A 19,437-nucleotide genomic window follows, 5' to 3' on the forward strand; every position below is an offset into this window, starting at 1 on the left:
TGTCGCCGACACGCCCGTCCGGGGGCGTATCGGCATCGGATATAGGCAGGCCGTCGCCGTTTTGCCCGGCAACGGCCCGAGCGACCAGCATCAGGCCGCGGCGGCGAAGCGAACGCGCGCCGCGGCGAACGTTGCCTCGATCCGGCGCAGCACTTCGTCGGCCTCGTCGAGGGTGATCGTGAGCGGCGGCAGCAGGCGGATGCAATTCTCGCCGCCGCCCGCGACCAGCAGCCCGTGGTCGCGCGCCAGCGCCATGATCTCGCGGTTGTTCGGCACCATCCGGATGCCGATCAGCAGGCCCTTGCCGCGCACGTCGATGGCGACGTCCGGGAAGCGGGCGACGAGATCGCGAAGGCCCGTCGTCAGCCGGTCCGAAGCCGCGCGGACATTGGCCAGCGTCTCTTCCCGGGCGATCTCGTCAAAGGCGGCGATGCCCACTGCCATGGCCAGCGGATTGCCGCCGAACGTCGAACCATGGGCCCCCACCGTCATCGCTCCGGCCACTGCCGCGGTGGCCAGGCAGGCGCCGATCGGGAAACCGCCGCCCAGCGCCTTGGCGACCGCCATGATGTCCGGTTCCGCGCCGTCGAACCATTGATGGGCGAACAGCCGGCCGGTGCGGCCCATGCCGCTCTGCACCTCGTCATGGATCAGCAATACGCCGTGCGCGTCGCACAGGCGGCGCAACCACGACAGCCATTCGCCGTCGAGCGCCCGGGCGCCGCCTTCGCCCTGGACCGGCTCGACGATCACCGCCGCCGTCGTCGGGCGCCGCACCGCTTCGTCGATCGCGGCGCGGTCGTCGATGGTGAGCTGGACATAGCCCGGCAGGCGCGGGCCGAAGCCGTCGAGATAGGCGGGATTGCCCGAGGCATTGACCGCGGCATAGGTGCGGCCGTGAAAGGATCCCGCGAACCCCACGATGTCGATCCGCTCCGGAGCGCCGTTGACCGCATGATATCGGCGCGCGGCCTTGAGCGCGCACTCGACCGCCTCCGATCCCGAATTGCCGAAGAACACCGCGTCCGCGAACGTCGCTCCGACCAGGCGGGCCGCCAGTTCCTCCTGCCCGGGAATGCGGAAGATGTTCGAGACGTGCCACAGCTTGCGCGCCTGCTCCTCCAGCGCCGCCACCAGGCGCGGATGGGCATGGCCCAGGCAGTTGGTGGCGATGCCCGCCACGCAATCGAGAAAGGTTCGTCCGTCGCGGGTGTGGAGCCACATGCCGTTGCCGCGTTCCACTTCGAGCGGGGCGCGGTTGTAGACGCCCATCAATGCTTCGCTCATTCCGTGCCTTCTCCTGTCGTTCCGAAATCGACCCGGCCGATCGACACCGGGGCCATGATGTTCTGGATCTCGCCGGCCAGGCGGCGCACCGCGCCCGGCACGAAGCGCCGGTAGCTCGCGATGTTGCGCGGGCCGATGCCGTGTTCTGCGCTGAAGCTGCCGCCGAATTCCCCCACTACGGTGTCGAAGATCAGCGTGCGGGCCTTGTCGAGCAGGGCCGGGTCCGGCGTGCCGCCGGTGCGCGGCCAGACGAGATTATAGTGGAGTCCGCCGTCGCCGATATGGCCGAAGTCATGGGGCACCAGCCCAGGCGCATGCTGGGCGAGCAAGCCGGCCATCCGCTCGCGAAAGACCATGACGTCGCCGCGGCGCAGCGCGATGTCGCAGGCCACCACCGTGCCGCTCGCGCGCAAGCCCTCGGGAATCGCGTGCCGCAAGGCCCAGAGCCTGTCGCGCCGATCGATCGCCGCGTCGCGGATGCTGGCATCGGTGCCGGTCATGAACGGTTCCAGCGCGGCCGCCAGCCGCTCCTCCAGCAGATTCTCGTCGAACGCCGCGCCGGCGGACAGCTCGACCAGCACCGCATAGGGTGGAACGCTGTCGAACGGCAGCCGGAGGCCGGGGACGTGATCCGCCGCCGTGCGGATCGCCGCTTCGCTCATGCCCTCGAACGCGGACAGGCAGCTGCCGAAGTCACGCTCGAGTGCCAGCAGGAGCCGCGGTGCGGAATGGGGGTCGTCGAGCGCGAGCAATGCGGTCAACCGTGCGGCGGGCAGGGGATGCAGGGCGATGGTGGCGCGCGTGACGATCCCGGTCGATCCGCAGCCGCCGACGAGCAATTGCTTGAGATCGAGCCCGGTATTGTTCTTCCGGAGCGGCGCGCCCAGCGCGATGCGCGATCCCTTCGCGTCGGAGCGGACGACCTCTACCGACAACAGGTTCGCGCGCACGTCGCCATAGCGCAGCAGCCGGGCGCCTCCGGTATTGCTGGCAATCATGCCGCCGATGGCCGGATCGGCGCCGAGATCGATCGGAAAGCTCAGCCCGTGCTCGGCCGCGGCCGCATTGAGCGCCGACAGCCGAATCCCGGCGTCTACGGTGGCAGTGCGGTTGACCGGATCGATTTCGATGAGGCCGGCGAGCCGCTCCAGGCTTACCAGGATGCACGGCTCGCGTTCGGCGGCCAGGCCCGCGCCGGCCAGGCCGGTCCGGCCGCCCGCGACGACGAGGCGGATATTCGCTCCGGCCGCCAGCCGCACCAGCGCCGATACCTGGGCCGCATCGCTCGGCCGCACGACCGCGATCGGCGCGCCGCCGCCGGCGCCGCGGCCATCGGTGCGATAGGTGGCCAGGTCGGACGTGTCCGTCAGCACCTGCGCCGCGCCGACGATCTCGGCGAGCATGTCGAACAGGGAGGTTGCGGCGTCGGTCATGCGGCCTTGGTCATGCCGAAGATGCCGGTGGCATTGCCGCTGTCGAAGGACAGGTCGAGCGTGCCGGTTGCCGGATCGACGTCGCGCGTGATGAATTCGTAGAATGAGCCCGGCACCGACAGGGTGCGATCCGGGCCCACCGGCATGCCGAACGCGCGATCGACCGGATCGGCGCGGAAGGCGGTCTGGCGGACGCGCCCGGAGCCGGAGACCTCCACGCTGTCCTTGATCGGCCGGCCGAGCGCGCGCTGCGCTTCGGCCAGGGCAGCCACATCGGGCACTCGGTCGGTCGCATGATTGAAGGCATTGCCCTCGGTCGCGATCCAGGCGGCCTCTGCCGAGGTGCGCTTGAGGAGCTCATAGTCCGCGAGCATCGGCCGGTCGTGCTGGCGCCCGAACGCGCCGACAGCCACGCGTAGCGCATGCGCCGCGACGTCGGGAGGCAGCGTCTCCCCCCGGCCAAGCCGGGCGAGCGCCGCCGCGGTCTCCGCGTCGATGGGATCCCGGGACGTGCCGAAGACGCGTGCGGCCGCGCCGGCGAATTCCGCGTCGAACCGGTCGACGTGCAGCTCGCTGACGAAGAATTGGGGAATGGTCTCGGGATGGGTGCGGTGGCGATAGGCGCGACCCGTCATCCGCAGCCGGGGCAGCGGATAGATCGCCGCCTCCGCATAGCCGAGCGGCTCGAGGATCCGGCGAAATGCCTGCTCGCCGGCAGGCAGGCTGCCGGTATCGCCATGTGGAAGGCGGATCGTCCGCAGGGCGCCATGGTCGAAACGGACGCGCCGGCCCGAACGGCGGACATCGTCGACATAGGCCGCGCCCGTCGCGGTGCGATCGAGCAGGTCGGCGAAGAGGATCGTGTTGAGCGCTACCGTGAAGTCGAGCGCATCGACGCCGGAGGCGGTCTTCGCCGAATCCGCCATGGGTTCGATGATATCCCGCGCTGCCCGCATCCGATCCGCGGGCAGGATGGCGCCGACCAGTGCATCCAACGCGCTTTGATGCTTATTCATCATTTACCTCGACCTGGTTGCCAATGGCTTGCGGCCATGTGAGGTATGGATGGAGCGATTCAAAACGGATTAGTGTCATCTACAGATGAGCATTTGGAATGAGTGAAGGCAGGCGGCTATTGCCCCCGATGGCGGCGCTCAACAGCTTCGTCGCCGCGGCGCGCCATGGCAGCTTCTCGCGGGCGGCAGCGCATATCGGCCTCACGCAGAGCGCCGTCAGCCGGCAGGTGGCGTTGCTGGAGGACTGGCTGCAGACGAGCCTGTTCGACCGGCACGGACGCCGGGTTACCCTCAACGCGGCCGGCCGCGCCTATGCCGACGAAGTCAGGCCGGCGCTGGATCGGATCCGGCTGGCCACCGACCGGCTGGCAAGCGGCACCGGGCGGACCCTGATGATCGCGACGCTGCCGAGCTTCGGGATGCGCTGGCTCGCGCCGCGGCTGCCGGGACTCTCCGCGCGCCACCCCGAGATGACCGTCAATTTCGCGGCGCGTTCCTTTCCGTTCGACCTCGAAGAGGAGGGATTCGACGGGGCGATCCATTTCGGCCAGCCGGACTGGCCGGACGCTTCGCACCTGCGCTTGTTCGGGGAGCGGGCGGTGGTGGTTTGCAGTGCCGATTGGCTGGCATCCCATCCGGTAGGATCGCCGGCGGACCTGATCGACAAGCCGCTCCTGTTCCAGGCATCCCGCCTCGATGCCTGGAACCGCTGGTTCGCGGATTGCGGGATCGTCGACCTGCCCAGGCTGCAGGGGCAGCGGTTCGAGCATTTCCTGATGCTGGCTCAGGCGGTGGCGGCCGGCGTCGGCGTCGCGCTGATACCCGAGTTCCTGATTTCGCCGGAGCTCGCGAGCGGCAATCTGGTCATACCCTTCGACCAGCCGCTGCACACCGACGACGCCTATTATCTCGTCCGGCGTACGGATTGGCGGAGCAACGACGCGATGGTCGATTTCAGCGCATGGATGGGCGAGCAGATCGATGTCGCCAGACTGCCCGCGCGCGCGGGATAGATGCTGCTCCGCCCTTGACGCACAGGGGATCGGCGCCGGGATGCGGGCAGGGAACGATAGGGGGATGCGATAGCGCGGCCCATCGCGCGCAACGCCAGCTTGGGGCGGCGATAGATTTTCACGCGCCTAAATTCCTATTTGATGAATAGGAATAAACGGGCGGCGGCCATGGCCTCGCATTGCGGGATCAAACCATGGGAGAAACCCAGTGAAGATCAGCCTGTTCGCGCCGCAAGCCACGCGCGATGCGCGCGATCCGGCCTATCGCCCGGCGACGGTGGCCCGTCGGTGACGCATTTCGATCCGCTCTATTCGCTCGCCGGGGTGCTGGTCGGCCTGCTCGTCGGCATGACGGGTGTCGGTGGCGGTTCGTTGATGACGCCGCTGCTCGTCCTGGTCTTCGGCTTCCATCCCGCCACCGCGGTGGGCACCGATCTGCTCTATGCCTCGGCTACCAAGGCAGTGGGCACTGCGGTCCATGGCGCCGGCGGCACGGTCGACTGGAAGGTGGTGCGGCGGCTGGCCATCGGGAGCGTGCCGGCCACGCTGGTCACGCTGCTGGCGCTGGCGGCGCTCGGGACGCATCTCGAGAGCACCGGCCGCGTGATCAGCCTCACGCTTGGCGTCGCCCTGATCGCTACCGCCGTGGCGATCTTCTTCCGGCGCCGGATCGTCGAATATTTCACGAACGACCGACCGCCGCGGCCCGAACGCCAGGTGGCGGTGCTGACGATCGTCCTTGGCGCGGTGCTCGGCGTGCTCGTCTCGCTGTCGTCCGTCGGCGCGGGCGCGCTCGGCATGACCGTGCTGCTGATCCTCTATCCGCGCCTCCCGACCAATCGCCTCGTCGGCTCCGACATCGCCCATGCCGTGCCGCTGACCCTGATCGCGGGGGTCGGGCATTGGGTTCTCGGTTCGATCGACTTCGTACTGCTCGGATCGCTGCTGCTGGGATCGGTGCCCGGCATCGTCGTCGGCAGCCTTGTCGCTACGCGCGTCCCCGATCGGGTGCTGCGTCCCGTGCTTGCCGGAACGCTCGCCATCGTGGGCGGCAAGCTTGTCCTTTGAACCGCATCGGAGAACGACCCATGTCGCTGGAACCCAATTTCTTCAACGAACGCGACGACCAGATGTGGGCCGATCTGCTTTCTCCCGGGCGCAGGGCCTTGCTCGGCGGCGGCGCCGCGGCGCTGGCTGCGCTCGGGCTGGCACGGGATGCGCGGGCGCAGACCGTGCCGGTCGCCGCCCCCGCGCCGGGCGCAGCGGGCCGCAGTCCCTGGGGCTATGAGACCTACAGGGAGCCAACGCCGCGCCCCAGCTCGGTACGTCCGGGCGAGGCGGTACTGCCCTCGGCTCCGCGCGCCTATACCGATATCGAGAGCTATCATGCGCACATCTATTTCGACGAGGACAGCTACGCGAAGGCGGCGCTGATCCGCAAATGGGCGGCCGAGCGCTTCTCCGTCGAACTCGGCAACTGGAACCTCGAGCCGCGCGGGCCGCACGTCACGCCGTCCTTCTATTTCGGCTTCACCAACGATCTGCTGCCGGTGATCGTGCCGTGGCTGCAGCTCAACAGCCTCGGCCTCACCATCCTGCTCCATCCGAACACCGAGGATCCGCGCGCCGACCATCTCTATTATGCGCTCTGGGTGAACCGTTCGCAGCCGGTGAACGCCTATGGGATGCGCGGCCCGGCGCCCGGCGAGCCCAGGGTCGAGCAGATCTATCCCAATACCCGGCCGACTGTCCGGCCCGAAGCCTGAGGGAAAGAAGGGCCGCGCTCATCGGGGGGAAGAGCGCGGCCCAGACCTGAGCTCGGGGGGATGACCTAGCCCGGGGAAGCGACGAAGCCGGACGAGAGCGAATGCTGGCTTCATCGGCACGCATCAATTCATACTGATCGAGTAGACATTAAGAAGCAAGTTCGGCTATCGCACGCTAAAGCTCATCTCGTGCGTGCGGCGAAGCAGAAGCGCTATCCACGTCGCTCGTGAACCTGCCGGGCAATCCCAGCCCGGCGCCATCCGGAAAGCCCATGATCCATCTCGAAAACGTTCATAAGGCCTTCGCCAATGGTCATGCGGCGCTGGCTGGCGTCGACCTCGAGATCGCGCGCGGCGAAGTGTTCGGCATCATCGGCCGCTCGGGCGCGGGCAAGTCCACCCTGGTGCGGCTGCTCAACGGGCTCGAGCGCCCTACCGCCGGCAAGGTCGAGATCGACGGCATCGCGCTGGACGGCCTTTCCGGCGAGGGCCTGCGCGCGTTGCGTCGGCGCGTGGGCATGATCTTCCAGAATTTCGGGCTGCTCGGTTCGCGCACCATATTCGACAATGTCGCGCTGCCGCTGCGGATCGCTGGAGCCGACAAGGCGCGGATCGCCGCGCGCGTGCCCGAATTGCTCGCCCGTGTCGGCCTTGCCGACCATCGCGCCAAATATCCCGCCCAGCTGTCGGGAGGGCAGAAGCAGCGCGTCGGCATTGCCCGGGCGCTGGCGACCGATCCCGACATCCTGCTCTGCGACGAGGCGACCAGCGCGCTCGATCCGGAGACGACCCGCAGCATCCTCGCGCTCCTTGGCGACCTCAACCGCGAATTGGGGCTCACCATCGTGTTGATCACCCATGAGATGGAAGTCGTCCGTCAGGTCTGCGATCGCGTCGCGGTGCTGCACGCCGGCCGCGTCGTCGAGGCGGGCAGCGTCGCCGATGTCTTCCTTCGCCCGCGGGCAGCGGAGACCCGCGCGTTGATCGACGAAGACGGCGAGGACGCGCGGCCGCTCGCCTTTGACGGGCCGCTCGCCCGCCTGACGTTGCAAGGCGATGCGGTCCTGCAGCCCGTGCTCACCCGTATCGCGCGCGAGACCGGTACGGACTTCGTAATCCTGGACGGCCGGATCGGCCGGCTGAGGGACGCCAGCTTCGGCCAGCTGACTCTCGGCCTGTCGGGCGGGAACACCGAAGCCGCGCTCGCGGCGCTGCGTCAGCATGGCGAGGTGGCGGCATGAGCGGCTGGTTCGCCAATGTCGACTGGAGCGAGATCGGCCAGGCTTGTCTCGACACGCTTGCGATGCTCGGCGGCTCGCTGTTGCTGACCCTGGCGCTGGGCTTGCCGCTCGGCGTGCTGCTGTTCCTCACCAGCCCGGGGCAGGTCTGGCAGAATCGCGTGGTGAGCGGGGGATTGGCGCTCGCCGTCAACCTGTTGCGCTCCGTGCCCTTCATCATCCTGCTGATCGTGATGATCCCGCTGACGGTGTTGCTGGCCGGCACTTCGCTCGGCGTGGCGGGCGCGATCCCGCCATTGGTGGTCGGGGCGGCGCCATTCTTCGCGCGGCTGGTCGAGACTGCGCTGCGCGAAGTCGATCGCAACACCATCGAAGCGGTCCAGGCCATGGGAGCGACCACGCGCGACCTGGTGTTTCGGGCTTTGCTGCCCGAGGCGCTGCCCGGGATTCTGGCGGGGGCGACCGTCACTGCGATCGCACTCGTCTCGTTCACCGCCATGGCGGGCGCCGTCGGCGCCGGCGGCCTTGGCGATCTCGCCATCCGCTTCGGCTATCAACGCTTCCAGACCGATGTGATGCTGGTCACCGTCGCGCTGCTGCTCGTCCTCGTCCAGCTTCTCCAGATGGCGGGAGACCGCCTCGTCCGCCACTTTACCCGCCGATAGGATTTCCGATGCAACGACGCCTGCTCCTCACCGCCCTTGCCGCCTTCGCGCTCGCCGGCTGCGGCAAATCCGCGAAGACCGAGGATCCCGACATGCTGAGCGTGGCCGCTACGGCGGTGCCGCATGCCGAGATCCTCGCATTCGTGAAGCCGGCGCTGGCCAAGCAGGGGCTGAAGCTCGATGTTCGGGTGTTCAACGATTATGTTCAGCCCAACACGCAGGTGGCGGAAGGCCGCATCCTGGTGAATTACTTCCAGACCGCGCCCTATCTCGCCGAGTTCAACCGGGCCAAGGGCACCCATCTGGTGACGATTGCCGGCGTGCATGTCGAGCCGATGGGTGCCTATTCGCGCAAGTGGAAGGCGATTGCGGACGTGCCCGAGGGCGCGACGATCGCGATCCCCAACGACCCGAGCAACAGCGGCCGCGCGCTGCAGCTGCTCGCCAGGGCCGGGCTGATCACCTTGCTCGATCCCAAGGCCGTTTCGGCCACGCCCAAGGACATCGTCGAGAACCGCAGGAACCTCAAGTTCCGCGAACTCGAGGCGGCGACGCTGCCGCGCGTGCTCGACCAGGTCGATCTGGCGCTGATCAACACCAACTATGCGCTCGATGCGAAGCTGAACCCAAGGCGCGATGCGCTGGCGATCGAGGGCAAGGACAGCCCCTATGTGAACTTCATCGTGGGCCAGGAAAGCGCGAAGAGCGACCCGCGCGTTCAAAAGCTGGTCGCGGCGCTGCACAGCCCCGAGACGAGGGCGTTCATCGAGCGCAGATATGGCGGGGCGGTGATCCCGGCCTTCTGAACCGGTTCGTGCATTCCGGCCGTGCCGGAAGGGCGCACGATCAGCGCGCGGCCAGCGACCTTATGCCGGCAGCGACGAAGGCAGGCAGGCGATCGGCAATTCCAGCGAAATCCTCGGAGGAGACGGAGCCTCCGGAGATGCGGTCGATGCGGCCGGTCTGGCCGAGCGAGAAGGTGAAGGCGCCCGTGAGGAAGTGATAGCCCCAATATAGCGTTTCCCGTGGGACATCGGGCATCAGCCGCTGCATGTCGTCGATCAGCACGCGGGAAACCTCATCGAAGACTTCCGACATCAGCGCGTGCATCGTGCCGCGCGAACTGTTCACGAATGCGACGATAGCGGCGTAGTTGCGATGGCCGTCGCTCAACATGCCGAATTCGAAGCCGGGGCGGGTAAATGCTTCGATGAGCCCCTCGAGCGTGCCTTGTCCGCCCGTCGCGGCGCGATACGCGTCCAGTGCCTGCACGCGCAGCGCGTTGACCATGGGGCCGCGCCTCCGGAAAACGGCCGCGAACAGCTGCTCCTTGTCGCCGAAATAATAGCGCATCAGCGCGGCATCCACGCCCGCGGCTTCGGCAACGCTGACGAATGTGGTGCCGTCATAGCCCTTGGAGGCGAATTCCGCCTCGGCATGATCGAGAATGATCGTCATCGACTCTTCGCGGCGTTCGGCATTCGAGCACCGCGACGATGGCGACTTTCTCGACTTCCCTTGCGTTGTCACGTCCAGACCTCGGTTGAAACTGCTGCCGCTCCCCTCTTTCAAGGGGTGATTGAAACTTGAGCCGATGCTCGGGCTTCCGATCTTCGGTAGGCACTTTTTCCCAGGAAAGAAAATAGATTCAACCCCGATCCGGAGGGGCTTGGCCTCAGGGGGCGTGGCGACCGGGGAACATATTCCTTCCTAACAAAAGAAAGATGTTGACTCGCGGCGGCTATTGGCGGAGGTCTCAGGATGGAGAGGACGGGCAGACGACGATGGTCGCGCCCAAGCTGGAAAGGGGCGGTCAATGATCAGGCCGATATTGTTTGCGTCCGCGTGCTCGGCAGCGCTGATGGCGGTTCCCGCATATGCGCAATCCGCAGCGAATGCGTCGGGAGAGACGCTGCCGCAGGACCCGCAGGGGGACGCGGGGGCGGTCTCCGCCGGAAGTGCCGATATCGTCGTCACCGGATCGCGGGCGATCCGCGACGGATCGCAGGCGCCGACGCCGGTAACGGTCATGGCGGCCGAGGACCTGGCCAAGGGCCAGCCCGGCCTGATCGGCGAGGCGCTCAACCAGCTGCCGTCGTTCCGCGGGTCGACGCGTCCCGCGGGCGCCTTCACGGGGGCGGTGGGGCCGCAGTCCGGAAGCTATCTCAACCTTCGCAATCTCGGGGTGCAGCGCACGCTGGTGCTCATCGACGGCCGCCGGGCGGCGCCCTCGTCCCGCGACGGTTCGACCGACATCAACCTGTTTCCGCAGGAGCTGGTGAAGCGTGTCGACATCGTGACCGGCGGCGCTTCGGCCGCCTATGGGTCCGATGCTGTGGCCGGCGTCGTGAACTTCGTGCTCGACACGCGCTTCACCGGGATCAAGGCGACCGCGCAGGCCGGCATCTCCGACAAGGGAGACGCCCCGACCTACAAGGCCAGCATCACCGCCGGCCAGTCCTTCGCGGAAGGGCGCGGGCGGATCGTGGCAAGCGCCACCTATTTCGAGATGGGCGGCATCCAGAGCGTCGGCGATCGGGACTGGGGCCAGCGCGGCACCGGCTTCCTCGGCAATCCGGCCGTTCCCGGGCAGTTGATCTTCCGGAACGATCTGCGGTCGTCGACTGCGTCTCCTGGCGGCCTGATCCTGAGCGGGCCCCTGGCGTTCCAGCAATTCGCGCCCGGCGGGACGCTCGTTCCCTATTCGCGCGGGTCGGCGCAATCGGGGCTGATCCAGGTCGGCGGCGACGGCGCCCAGGTGTTCAGCAACCTTTCCGCCGACGTCACCACCCGCAGCTATTTCGGGCACGCGGAGTTCGACGTCACGCCGTCGCTCACGCTCTACGCCCAGGGCAGCCTGGCGCTTGCGCGCAACCACTACAACCAGGCCCAGCAGTTCAACCCCGGCGGCTTCAACGGCTTCACCATCTTCAGCGGCAACGCCTTTCTGAACCCGGCGGTCCAGCAGGTCCTGACCGACACGAACACGCCTGCATTTGCGATGGGCCGGGTCAATTTCGACTTCGGGGAGCCGGCGAACGCGACGGCGCGGGCGCGCACGCTCGATCTCACCGCCGGCTTCCGCTTCGCCGGGGCGGGCGGGCTCCAGATCGAAGGCTATTTCGAGCATGGCAGGAACCGGACGAACATCCGGACCTACAACAATGTCGCGCTCGAGCGCCTCTATGCCGCGGCGGACGCCGTGCGCGATCCTGCCACCAGCCAGATCGTCTGCCGGGTCGCGCTCACCAATCCGGGCCTGTATCCCGGCTGCGTTCCGATCAACCTGTTCGGGGCCGGCGCCCCCTCCCAGGCTGCCATAGCCTATGTCGAGGGCGCGTCGAGCTACACCACCAACTTCACCCAGGACGTTGCCGACCTCTCGTTGCGCGCGCAGCCTTTCTCCACCTGGGCGGGCCCGGTCTCCATCGCGGCCGGTGGCCAGTATCGTCGCGTCGCGCTGAACCAGGTCGCCGACGACATTGCCCAGAGCATCAACGATGCCACCGGCATCCGCGGCTTCCCCCCGGCCTATCAGAACCAGCCCGGCGGCTGGCTGCTCACCAACGTCTTTCCGGTGAAGGGCGCGTACCATCTGTGGGAAGTGTTCGCGGAGGCGGCGGTGCCGCTCGCCCGCGATCTGCCCTTCCTCCATGCGCTCGATATCAACGGCGCCGTGCGATACACCAACTACAGCACCAGCGGCGGGGTGACGACCTGGAAGGCCGGCATGGTCTGGGAGCCGGCCGCCGGGGTGCGCCTGCGCGGCACCGCCTCGCGCGATATCCGGGCGCCCAACGTGCCGGAGCTGTTCGCCGGGATCGTGCAGAACACCGGCTCGGTGATCGAGAACGGCATCACCGTGCCCATCGTCCAGGCGGCGCGCGGCAACCCGTCGCTGCAGCCGGAAAAGGCCGATACCTACACCGCGGGCATCGTCCTGAGCCCCGCCTTCGCGCCGGGCCTGACCTTGTCGGTCGACTATTATTCCATCGACATCGCCGGCATCATCTCGTCGCTCACGCCGCAACTGACCCTGAACCAGTGCCTCGCGGGCGCCACAAGCCTCTGCGCGAACATCACGCGCAACACGGCGGGGCAGATCACGCGGATCGAATCGCCGACCCTGAACCTCAACCGGCTGGCGACATCCGGCCTCGACATCGAGCTCGGTTACCGGCCGCGCGGACAGGTCCTTGGCGGTGCGGCGAGCGTGCGGTTCATCGCCAGCTATCTCGACAAGCAGCGGCAGGACATCAGCAACGGCCCATCGATCGACCGGGCAGGGGAAGTCGGCCTCAGCGCCAATCCGCGCTGGAGCGCGACAGGCAGCCTGGATTGGAAGAGCGGACCGGTCGAGCTCTTCGTGCAGGAGCGCTTCATCGGCGCGGGGACCTATGACGTCACCCGGGTGGAGCCCAGGACCATCGAGAACAACCGCGTGAAGTCGGTCTTCTACACCGATCTCACCGCCGCGGTGCGGCTCAAGGAGGGCTATCGTTTCTTCCTGACCGTCAACAACCTGTTCGATCGCGCCCCGCCGCTGGCGCCGAACGGCACGCTCTTCACGTTCATCCCCACCAATCCGTTGCTCTACGACGTGACTGGACGCCAGTTCACGGCGGGTGTGAACATCAAATTCTGACCAGGCGAGAGATCGCTGCCGAACATGAATGGGAGATCGTCCGCATGCATGACCCATCGCTCATTTCCCGCCGGAGCGCGCTCCTTGCCGCCGCTTGTGCGCTGGCCAGCGCCAGTGCCGCGGGCCGCGCGCTCGGCGCCGGCCGGCATCGCCGGGCGCCGGTGCCGCTGCCGTCCGCCGCGGATATCCGGCGGGACTATCAGCAGATGGTCGATTTCGGCCCTCGGCTTCCCGGCAATGCCAACCACCTGGCATTCGTGGACTGGATGGCCGGCCAGTTTCAGGATGCCGGCCTCATGCTGGGGCCGTGCGAATCGTACAGCTATCGGCGCTGGGATCCCAGGCGCGTCAGCCTCGACGTGCTGGACGATGGCGTGCGGCGGCCCATCGCCAAGGTCACCTTCTTCGTCCGTTCGGCGCCTACCGGCCCGGAGGGGGTCACCGGGCCGCTCGTCTATGGCGGCTTGCTGAAGCCGACCGGCCCCGATGCGCTTCCGGACTTCCCCAAGGGCAGCATCCTCGTCTTCGACGGGCAGCTTCCGCGCCTGACGATGGGGAGCCTGACCCATCCGCACTTCGTCCATATGGGCGATGAGCCGAAGGCGGCCTCGCTCGACACGCCCTATCACCGGCTGTGGACGACCCCGGCATTCCCGCTCGACGACCTTGCCGCGCGCGGCGTCGTCGGCGTCGCGATCATCATGGACGTCTCCTCGGCGATGATCGAGGGCAACTACTCTCCGCATGCCTCGCACTACCGGCCGAAGCTGCCGGCACTCTTCGTCGGCCAGGACGCGGGCGAGGAGCTCCGCCGCGCGGCCAAGGCCGGCAGGACGGCGCATCTCACGCTCGATGCCGAATGGACGACGGGCGACGTGCCGCAGCTGACCGCGATCCTCCCCGGCGAAAGCGACGAGGTGATGATCGTCGACACCCATACCGACGGCCAGAATTTCGTCGAGGAGAATGGCTGCATCACCCTGCTGCACCTCGCTCGCCACTTCGCGAGCCTGCCCCAGGGCGAGCGGCTGCGCAGAAGCATCGTCTTCGCGGGCTGGCCCGGCCACATGACGGGCGAGATGCCGGAGGCACCGGGCTGGGCGCTGGCGCATCCCGAACTCATGAAGCGCGCGGCGGCGGCGTTCACGATCGAGCATCTGGGCTCGAGCGAATGGCTGGACATCCCCGGCAAGGGTTACGCGCCCACCGGGCACAATGAATATATGAACTGCCCGACCTCGGCCGGCCCGCTGACCGACATCGTGGTGGCGGGCATCAAGCGGCAAGACCTGTTGCGGCACGGCGTCGAGCCGGGGCCGGGAGTCACGACGGGCGTGGTGTTCCATGAAAGCGGCGTTCCGCACATGGGGCTGATCGGCGGCCCCAGCTACCTGCTCAGCATCGCGCCCAACGGCCATATCGACAAGCTGGACGCCGGGCTGGCCGCACGGCAGACGGCCATGCTCGCCGATGTCATCCGCCAGGCGGACAAGGTTCCGATGGCGGCGCTCAAGGGCGGCGATCCCAGCCTTGGCGCAAAGCCGGTGACCGGGACGGACACCAGCAGGCGCGGCGCCTGCCGTTCGCCGCGGCGCACCCCGACCAACCGATCGCAATGACCGCCGGAGAAGCCATGGGCACCCCCAGAATCCTGACGACCCCGGCGGAGGATGCCTATGCCTATCCGCTCCTGCTTCGCCATCTGCTCGCCAATGTGGCGCGGCAGACATCGGCGGAGATCGTGAGCGGCCAGTGGCGCCTCACCTATGACGCGTTGCTCGATCGCGTGACTCGCCTTGCGACGCTGCTTTCCGAGCGCGGGGTGCGTGCCGGCGATACGGTGGCAGTGATGGACTGGGACAGCCATCGCTATCTCGAATGCTATTTCGCGATCCCGATGATGGGCGCGGTCCTGCAGACCGTGAACGTCCGGCTGTCGCCGGCGCAGATCGAGTACACATTGCGCGAATCCGGCGCCGTATTTGCGCTCCATCACGCGGATTTCGCGCCGCTGTTCGATGCGATCCAGCCGAACCTTCCCGCGATCCGTGGGGCGATCCCGATGGAGGAAGATGCGAAGGCGGACAGCTATGAGGCGCTGATTGCGGCTACCGCGCCGTCCTTCCGCTTCGAGGATTTCGACGAGAACGCGATCGCCACCACATTTCATACCACCGGCACCACGGGCAATCCCAAGCAGGTCTTCTTCAGCCACCGGCAGCTCGTCCTCCACACCCTGGCGCTGGCGGCCACCCTGGCGAACCAGCCCAGCGGCCAGGGTCTCCGGCGCGGCGACGTCTACATGCCGATGACGCCGATGTTCCATGTCCATGCGTGGGGCCTGCCGTTCGTCGCGACGATGCTCGGGCTGAAACAGGTCTATCCGGGACGCTATGACCCAAGGCGCCTGCTGGCGCTGAAGGAGCGCGAGCGCGTGAGCTTCTCGCACTGCGTGCCGACGATCCTGCGAATGCTGCTCGACGCGCGGGACGATGGGGAGTCGCTCGGCCCCTGGACGGTGATCATCGGCGGCTCGGCGCTGGCGCCCGCGCTGGCGGAGGAGGCGGCGCGCGCCGGCCTGTCGACGCTGGTCGGCTTCGGGATGTCCGAGACCGGGCCCGTCGTCGCGTTGGCCCGCGCACCGGGCGGCGATGTCGCGGATCTTTGCCGCGCCGGCTTTCCCATCCCGCTGGTCCATGCGCGGGTGGACGCGGAGCGCGGGGGCGAACTGTTGCTGCGCGCGCCCTGGCTTACCCAGGGCTATGGTTCCCAGGCCGCTTCCGACGCGCTCTGGGAGGGAGGCTGGCTGCATACCGGAGACGTTGCCGCCACGGACGGGGACGGGGCCATCCGGATCGTCGATCGCCTCAAGGACGTGATCAAGACCGGCGGGGAGTGGGTTTCCTCGATCGCCATCGAGGAGCTTCTCATGGAGCTGCCCGGAGTGGCCGAGGCTGCGATCATCGGGGTTCCGGATGGCAAATGGGGCGAGCGGCCGGTCGCCTTCGTCGTCGCGGCCGCTGCAGGCAGCCCGCCGGATACCAAGCTGTTGCGGGAAGGCCTGATGCGCCATGTCGATGCCGGGCGTCTGAGCGGATACGCCATTCCCGAACGAGTCTTCGTGCTTGAAACCCTTCCCCGGACCAGCGTCGGCAAGGTGGACAAGCGGGCGCTTCGGGCGCGCCTGGCCACCGATGCGGCGAACGCAGCCATGACGATATGAGCGTCGGTTGCTGATCGGCCAGGTTGGGAACCCGAACAAGTATCTGATTTTACTTCATTATATCCGACTTCGCGGGGATGGCGATTGAAGGAATATGAGTCTCCAGCCTAGCGGCCCAATTCCCGTCCAGGCGCGCTTTCCGGACAGCGCCGGTTCATTTTGGAACGCGCATGTTCGGGGCAATGGATCGCGCCGGTGAAGCGCAGGGGCTTGTGGACCCGACGGGTCTGGCAGGCGGCGTCGCATTGGCCGGTCGCTCGGGAATCGTCGGCCGATGATGAGAGTTCAGCTGAGCATCCGTACGGTTCTCGTGGCCCTCTGTTCACTGTCGGCGCCACCGCTGCAGGCGCAGTCCGCCGGCATCCCCGTCAAGAACCTGGCCTGGGCAGACAGGCTGACCTGGGGCGTCGAGGGTTCGGCTGCCTCCCGCGGCGGCACCGCGCCCGATGCCGGCCGCTGGCTCGACGTGCAATTGCGCGCCGGCCCCGGGGCGCTGCCGCCCGACGCGCAGCGCCAGGTCGATGCGATGCGGATCGTCCGCGAGCCGATGGCGCAATTGGTGGTCGAGGAGGATTCCGCGATCCGCGCCGCCAACGCACTGACCGATCCCGACCAGCGCAAGGCGGCACGCGACGCCTATCAGAAGGACATGAACGCGCTCGCCGACGAGGCGCGCGCAAGGTCGATCCTGCGCGCGCTCTATGGCCCGGATCAGTTGCGCGAGCAGATGACGTGGTTCTGGTTCAACCACTTCAACGTCCACGCGCCGAAGCGCGACGTGCGCGCAATGGTCGGCGACTATGAAGACACGATCCACGCCCGCGCGCTGGGCAAGTTCCGCGACCTGCTCGAGGCGACGCTGCGGCATCCCGCGATGCTGCGCTATCTCGACAACGACCAGAATGCGGCGGGGCATATCAACGAGAATTATGCGCGCGAGATCATGGAGCTGCACACGATGGGCGTGGGCTCCGGCTATTCGCAGCAGGACGTGCAGGAACTGGCGCGGATCCTGACTGGCGTCGGCGTCGACCTGAAGCCCGATCCGCCCAGGCTGAAGCCGCAATGGCAACCGCTCTACGTCCGCGCCGGCCTGTTCGAATTCAATCCCGCGCGCCACGATTTCGGCGACAAGCATTTCCTGGGGCATGACATCAAGGGGCGCGGTTTCGCCGAGGTCGAGGAAGCGCTCGACCTGATCGCTTCCTCGCCCGCGACCGCGCATCATGTTTCGCTCCAGATCGCGACCTATTTCATGGGCGATACGCCGCCCGCGGACGTCGTGGCACGCATGGAACAGGCGTTTCGGCATAGCGATGGCGACATCGCCAGGGTGCTGCGCGCGATGATCGGGGCGCCGGCGTTCAGGGCCTCGCTCGGGACGGTGTTCAAGGATCCGGCCCATTATGCGATATCGGCCGTGCGCTATGCCTATGGCGACCGGGTGATCCTGAATACCCAGCCGATCGTCGGCTGGCTCAACCGGATGGGCGAAGGGCTCTACAACCACGAGACGCCCGATGGCTATGACATGCGGTCGGACGCCTGGTCGGGCCCCGGCCAGATGGCGACCCGGTTCGACATCGCCCGCCAGATCGGTGGCGGATCGGCCGGCCTGTTTCGCCCACCGGGCGCCTCCGCCGACCAGCCGGCCTTTCCGCAGCTGCAGAATGCGCTCTATTTCGGGGGGCTCGGCACCACGCTGGGCCAGCCGACGCGCGACGCCCTGGCCAGGGCGACGTCGCCGCAGGAGTGGAACGCACTGTACCTGTCCTCCCCCGAATTCATGCACCGTTGAACGGCAGGAGATGTCGTGATGCCGCCTATCCAACGCCGAGATCTTCTGAAGGGCGCCGCCGCGTTCGCGCCCTCGATCGTCGCCGGCCGTGCCTTTGCCGCGCCGCAGGCGGGCAGCCGGCTGCTCGTCGTGTTCCTGCGGGGCGCCTATGACGCGACGAGCATCATCGTCCCTACGGGCAGCGATTTCTATTACCAGTCGCGCCCGACGATCGCGCTCGCCAGGCCCAATCCCGCCGATCCGAAGGCGGCATTGCCCCTGGACGGCGACTGGAGCCTGCATCCCGCGCTCAAGGAGAGCATCCTTCCGCTGTGGCGGCAGCGACAGATCGCGTTCGTGCCGTTCGCCGGCACCGACGACCTGAGCCGCAGCCATTTCGAAACGCAGGACACGATAGAATTGGGCCAGCCTGTCGGCGGCTCGCGCAACTATGGCTCCGGCTTCCTGGCTCGTCTGGCGCAGATGCTGGGCAGGGACGACCGGCCCATCGCCTTCACCGATCAGTTGCCGCTGTGCTTCCGCGGCGATCCGGTGCCGGTGCCCAATCTCGGGCTCGCGAATGTCGGCAAGCCGATCGATCGGCGCCAGACGGCGATCATCGAGTCGATGTACGGGAAGCGAGGGCAACTCGCGCAATCCGTCGCCGAGGGCTTCCATGTCCGCGAAACCGTGTTCGACACGCTCGACCAGGAGATGAAGGCGGCGGGACGGGGTGCGGTGAGCAGCAAGGGGTTCGAACTCTCGGCGCGGCGCATCGGCGCGCTGATGCGTGACCGGTTCAACCTGGCGTTCGTCGATGTCGGCGGATGGGATACGCACGTCAGCCAGGGCAATGCGAGCGGCTATCTGGCCGACCGGATCGGCGAACTCGGGCGCGGCCTGGCCGGATTCGTCGACGCGCTCGGCGCCAGGGCCTGGGGATCGACCACCGTGGTAGTCGTCTCCGAATTCGGCCGCACGTTCCGCGAGAACGGGGACAAGGGCACCGATCACGGCCATGGCAGCATCTATTGGGTGATGGGCGGCGACGTTGCGGGCGGCCGGATGGCGGGCGCGCAGGTGGCGCTGTCGGCCGCGACGCTCAACCAGGCGCGCGACCTGCCGGTGCTGACCGATTACCGCGCGCTGATCGGCGGGCTGGTCGCGCGGCAATATGGGCTGTCGGCCGACCGGATGGCGACGGTCTTTCCTCAGGCGCGGCCGGCCGACCTGAAGCTGGTCTGACGGCGCGGGGCGGGGCCGCCGGACGAGGACAGCGCCGGCGGCAGACGGCAAGAGAGCCCGTGCAGTCTTCCTGCCCGGGCTCTCGGCCCCCCCGAGTGAGGCCTGCAACGGCGCCACGGTGCGGAGCGG

General features: G+C 67.7%; 15 protein-coding genes. 11 read left to right on the forward strand and 4 right to left on the reverse strand.

Features of this window, described 5'->3' with window-relative positions:
• Nucleotides 1–90: 90 nt before the first annotated feature.
• From FHR20_RS04970 to FHR20_RS04980, 3 genes are read right to left on the reverse strand one after another with little or no spacing between them, the layout of a single operon-like run.
• Nucleotides 91–1,287 (reverse strand): aspartate aminotransferase family protein, encoded by a 1,197-nt coding sequence (locus FHR20_RS04970; RefSeq protein WP_167298480.1) that lies wholly within the window; start codon nt 1,285–1,287, stop codon nt 91–93.
• Nucleotides 1,284–2,720 carry an FAD-binding oxidoreductase gene (locus tag FHR20_RS04975; protein ID WP_167298481.1) on the reverse strand — a complete coding sequence of 479 codons (1,437 nt, stop codon included), beginning with the start codon at nt 2,718–2,720 and terminating at the stop codon, nt 1,284–1,286. Before FHR20_RS04975 ends, FHR20_RS04970 begins: the two co-directional genes overlap by 4 nt.
• Complete coding sequence (locus FHR20_RS04980; RefSeq protein WP_167298482.1) at nt 2,717–3,739, reverse strand: 2-oxoadipate dioxygenase/decarboxylase family protein; 1,023 nt, start codon at nt 3,737–3,739, stop codon at nt 2,717–2,719. Before FHR20_RS04980 ends, FHR20_RS04975 begins: the two co-directional genes overlap by 4 nt.
• Before the next feature lie 95 nt (nt 3,740–3,834).
• Here FHR20_RS04980 and FHR20_RS04985 point away from each other — a divergent pair, with 95 nt between their 5' ends.
• The 6 genes from FHR20_RS04985 (at nt 3,835) to FHR20_RS05010 (ending at nt 9,224) form a co-directional block, all read left to right on the forward strand.
• Entirely contained in the window at nt 3,835–4,749 is a 915-nt protein-coding gene (locus FHR20_RS04985; protein ID WP_167298483.1) for a LysR substrate-binding domain-containing protein, read from the forward strand.
• A gap of 288 nt (nt 4,750–5,037) precedes the next feature.
• Nucleotides 5,038–5,817: a sulfite exporter TauE/SafE family protein gene (locus FHR20_RS04990; RefSeq protein WP_341786408.1), complete on the forward strand. Its 780-nt coding sequence runs from the start codon at nt 5,038–5,040 to the stop codon at nt 5,815–5,817.
• A 20-nt stretch (nt 5,818–5,837) separates the two neighbouring features.
• On the forward strand, nt 5,838–6,515 hold the full coding sequence (locus tag FHR20_RS04995; RefSeq protein WP_167298485.1) for a DOPA 4,5-dioxygenase family protein: 678 nt from the start codon (nt 5,838–5,840) through the stop codon (nt 6,513–6,515).
• 272 nt (nt 6,516–6,787) lie between these two features.
• Nucleotides 6,788–7,756 (forward strand): methionine ABC transporter ATP-binding protein, encoded by a 969-nt coding sequence (locus tag FHR20_RS05000; RefSeq protein WP_167298486.1) that lies wholly within the window; start codon nt 6,788–6,790, stop codon nt 7,754–7,756.
• Nucleotides 7,753–8,418 carry a methionine ABC transporter permease gene (locus tag FHR20_RS05005; protein WP_167298487.1) on the forward strand — a complete coding sequence of 222 codons (666 nt, stop codon included), beginning with the start codon at nt 7,753–7,755 and terminating at the stop codon, nt 8,416–8,418. Before FHR20_RS05000 ends, FHR20_RS05005 begins: the two co-directional genes overlap by 4 nt.
• An 8-nt stretch (nt 8,419–8,426) precedes the next feature.
• Complete coding sequence (locus FHR20_RS05010; RefSeq protein ID WP_167298488.1) at nt 8,427–9,224, forward strand: MetQ/NlpA family ABC transporter substrate-binding protein; 798 nt, start codon at nt 8,427–8,429, stop codon at nt 9,222–9,224.
• A 40-nt stretch (nt 9,225–9,264) separates the two neighbouring features.
• Here the strand turns inward: FHR20_RS05010 and FHR20_RS05015 are convergent, their stop codons facing one another.
• The gene (locus FHR20_RS05015; protein WP_167299377.1) at nt 9,265–9,876 is read right to left on the reverse strand and encodes a TetR/AcrR family transcriptional regulator; all 612 of its coding nucleotides are present in this window, start codon (nt 9,874–9,876) and stop codon (nt 9,265–9,267) included.
• Between the two features lie 403 nt (nt 9,877–10,279).
• Here FHR20_RS05015 and FHR20_RS05020 point away from each other — a divergent pair, with 403 nt between their 5' ends.
• From FHR20_RS05020 to FHR20_RS05040, 5 genes are all read left to right on the forward strand, one after another.
• Nucleotides 10,280–13,063 (forward strand): TonB-dependent receptor domain-containing protein, encoded by a 2,784-nt coding sequence (locus FHR20_RS05020; protein WP_167298489.1) that lies wholly within the window; start codon nt 10,280–10,282, stop codon nt 13,061–13,063.
• A gap of 44 nt (nt 13,064–13,107) precedes the next feature.
• Nucleotides 13,108–14,682, forward strand: coding sequence for a zinc-binding metallopeptidase family protein (locus FHR20_RS05025; protein WP_243857125.1), 1,575 nt, complete (start codon nt 13,108–13,110; stop codon nt 14,680–14,682).
• A gap of 14 nt (nt 14,683–14,696) precedes the next feature.
• Complete coding sequence (locus tag FHR20_RS05030) at nt 14,697–16,286, forward strand: long-chain-fatty-acid--CoA ligase (protein ID WP_167298490.1); 1,590 nt, start codon at nt 14,697–14,699, stop codon at nt 16,284–16,286.
• Between the two features lie 310 nt (nt 16,287–16,596).
• Nucleotides 16,597–18,084: a DUF1800 domain-containing protein gene (locus FHR20_RS05035; RefSeq protein ID WP_341786409.1), complete on the forward strand. Its 1,488-nt coding sequence runs from the start codon at nt 16,597–16,599 to the stop codon at nt 18,082–18,084.
• Between the two features lie 18 nt (nt 18,085–18,102).
• Complete coding sequence (locus FHR20_RS05040; protein ID WP_208413403.1) at nt 18,103–19,308, forward strand: DUF1501 domain-containing protein; 1,206 nt, start codon at nt 18,103–18,105, stop codon at nt 19,306–19,308.
• Nucleotides 19,309–19,437: the final 129 nt, after the last annotated feature.

This window comes from Sphingomonas leidyi (assembly GCF_011761945.1).
Taxonomy (GTDB): Bacteria; Pseudomonadota; Alphaproteobacteria; order Sphingomonadales; family Sphingomonadaceae; genus Sphingomonas; species Sphingomonas leidyi.

Bases quoted from the DNA above. Each gene is read 5' to 3' on its own strand.
- FHR20_RS04970 (WP_167298480.1), bottom strand. From the start codon at position 1,287: ATGAGCGAAGCATTGATGGGCGTCTACAACCGCGCCCCGCTCGAAGTG.
- FHR20_RS04980 (WP_167298482.1), bottom strand. From the start codon at position 3,739: ATGATGAATAAGCATCAAAGCGCGTTGGATGCACTGGTCGGCGCCATC.
- FHR20_RS05010 (WP_167298488.1), top strand. From the start codon at position 8,427: ATGCAACGACGCCTGCTCCTCACCGCCCTTGCCGCCTTCGCGCTCGCC.
- FHR20_RS05020 (WP_167298489.1), top strand. From the start codon at position 10,280: ATGGCGGTTCCCGCATATGCGCAATCCGCAGCGAATGCGTCGGGAGAG.
- FHR20_RS05015 (WP_167299377.1), bottom strand. From the start codon at position 9,876: ATGACGATCATTCTCGATCATGCCGAGGCGGAATTCGCCTCCAAGGGC.
- FHR20_RS05025 (WP_243857125.1), top strand. From the start codon at position 13,108: ATGCATGACCCATCGCTCATTTCCCGCCGGAGCGCGCTCCTTGCCGCC.
- FHR20_RS05005 (WP_167298487.1), top strand. From the start codon at position 7,753: ATGAGCGGCTGGTTCGCCAATGTCGACTGGAGCGAGATCGGCCAGGCT.
- FHR20_RS05030 (WP_167298490.1), top strand. From the start codon at position 14,697: ATGGGCACCCCCAGAATCCTGACGACCCCGGCGGAGGATGCCTATGCC.
- FHR20_RS04985 (WP_167298483.1), top strand. From the start codon at position 3,835: ATGAGTGAAGGCAGGCGGCTATTGCCCCCGATGGCGGCGCTCAACAGC.
- FHR20_RS04995 (WP_167298485.1), top strand. From the start codon at position 5,838: ATGTCGCTGGAACCCAATTTCTTCAACGAACGCGACGACCAGATGTGG.
- FHR20_RS05000 (WP_167298486.1), top strand. From the start codon at position 6,788: ATGATCCATCTCGAAAACGTTCATAAGGCCTTCGCCAATGGTCATGCG.
- FHR20_RS04975 (WP_167298481.1), bottom strand. From the start codon at position 2,720: ATGACCGACGCCGCAACCTCCCTGTTCGACATGCTCGCCGAGATCGTC.
- FHR20_RS05040 (WP_208413403.1), top strand. From the start codon at position 18,103: ATGCCGCCTATCCAACGCCGAGATCTTCTGAAGGGCGCCGCCGCGTTC.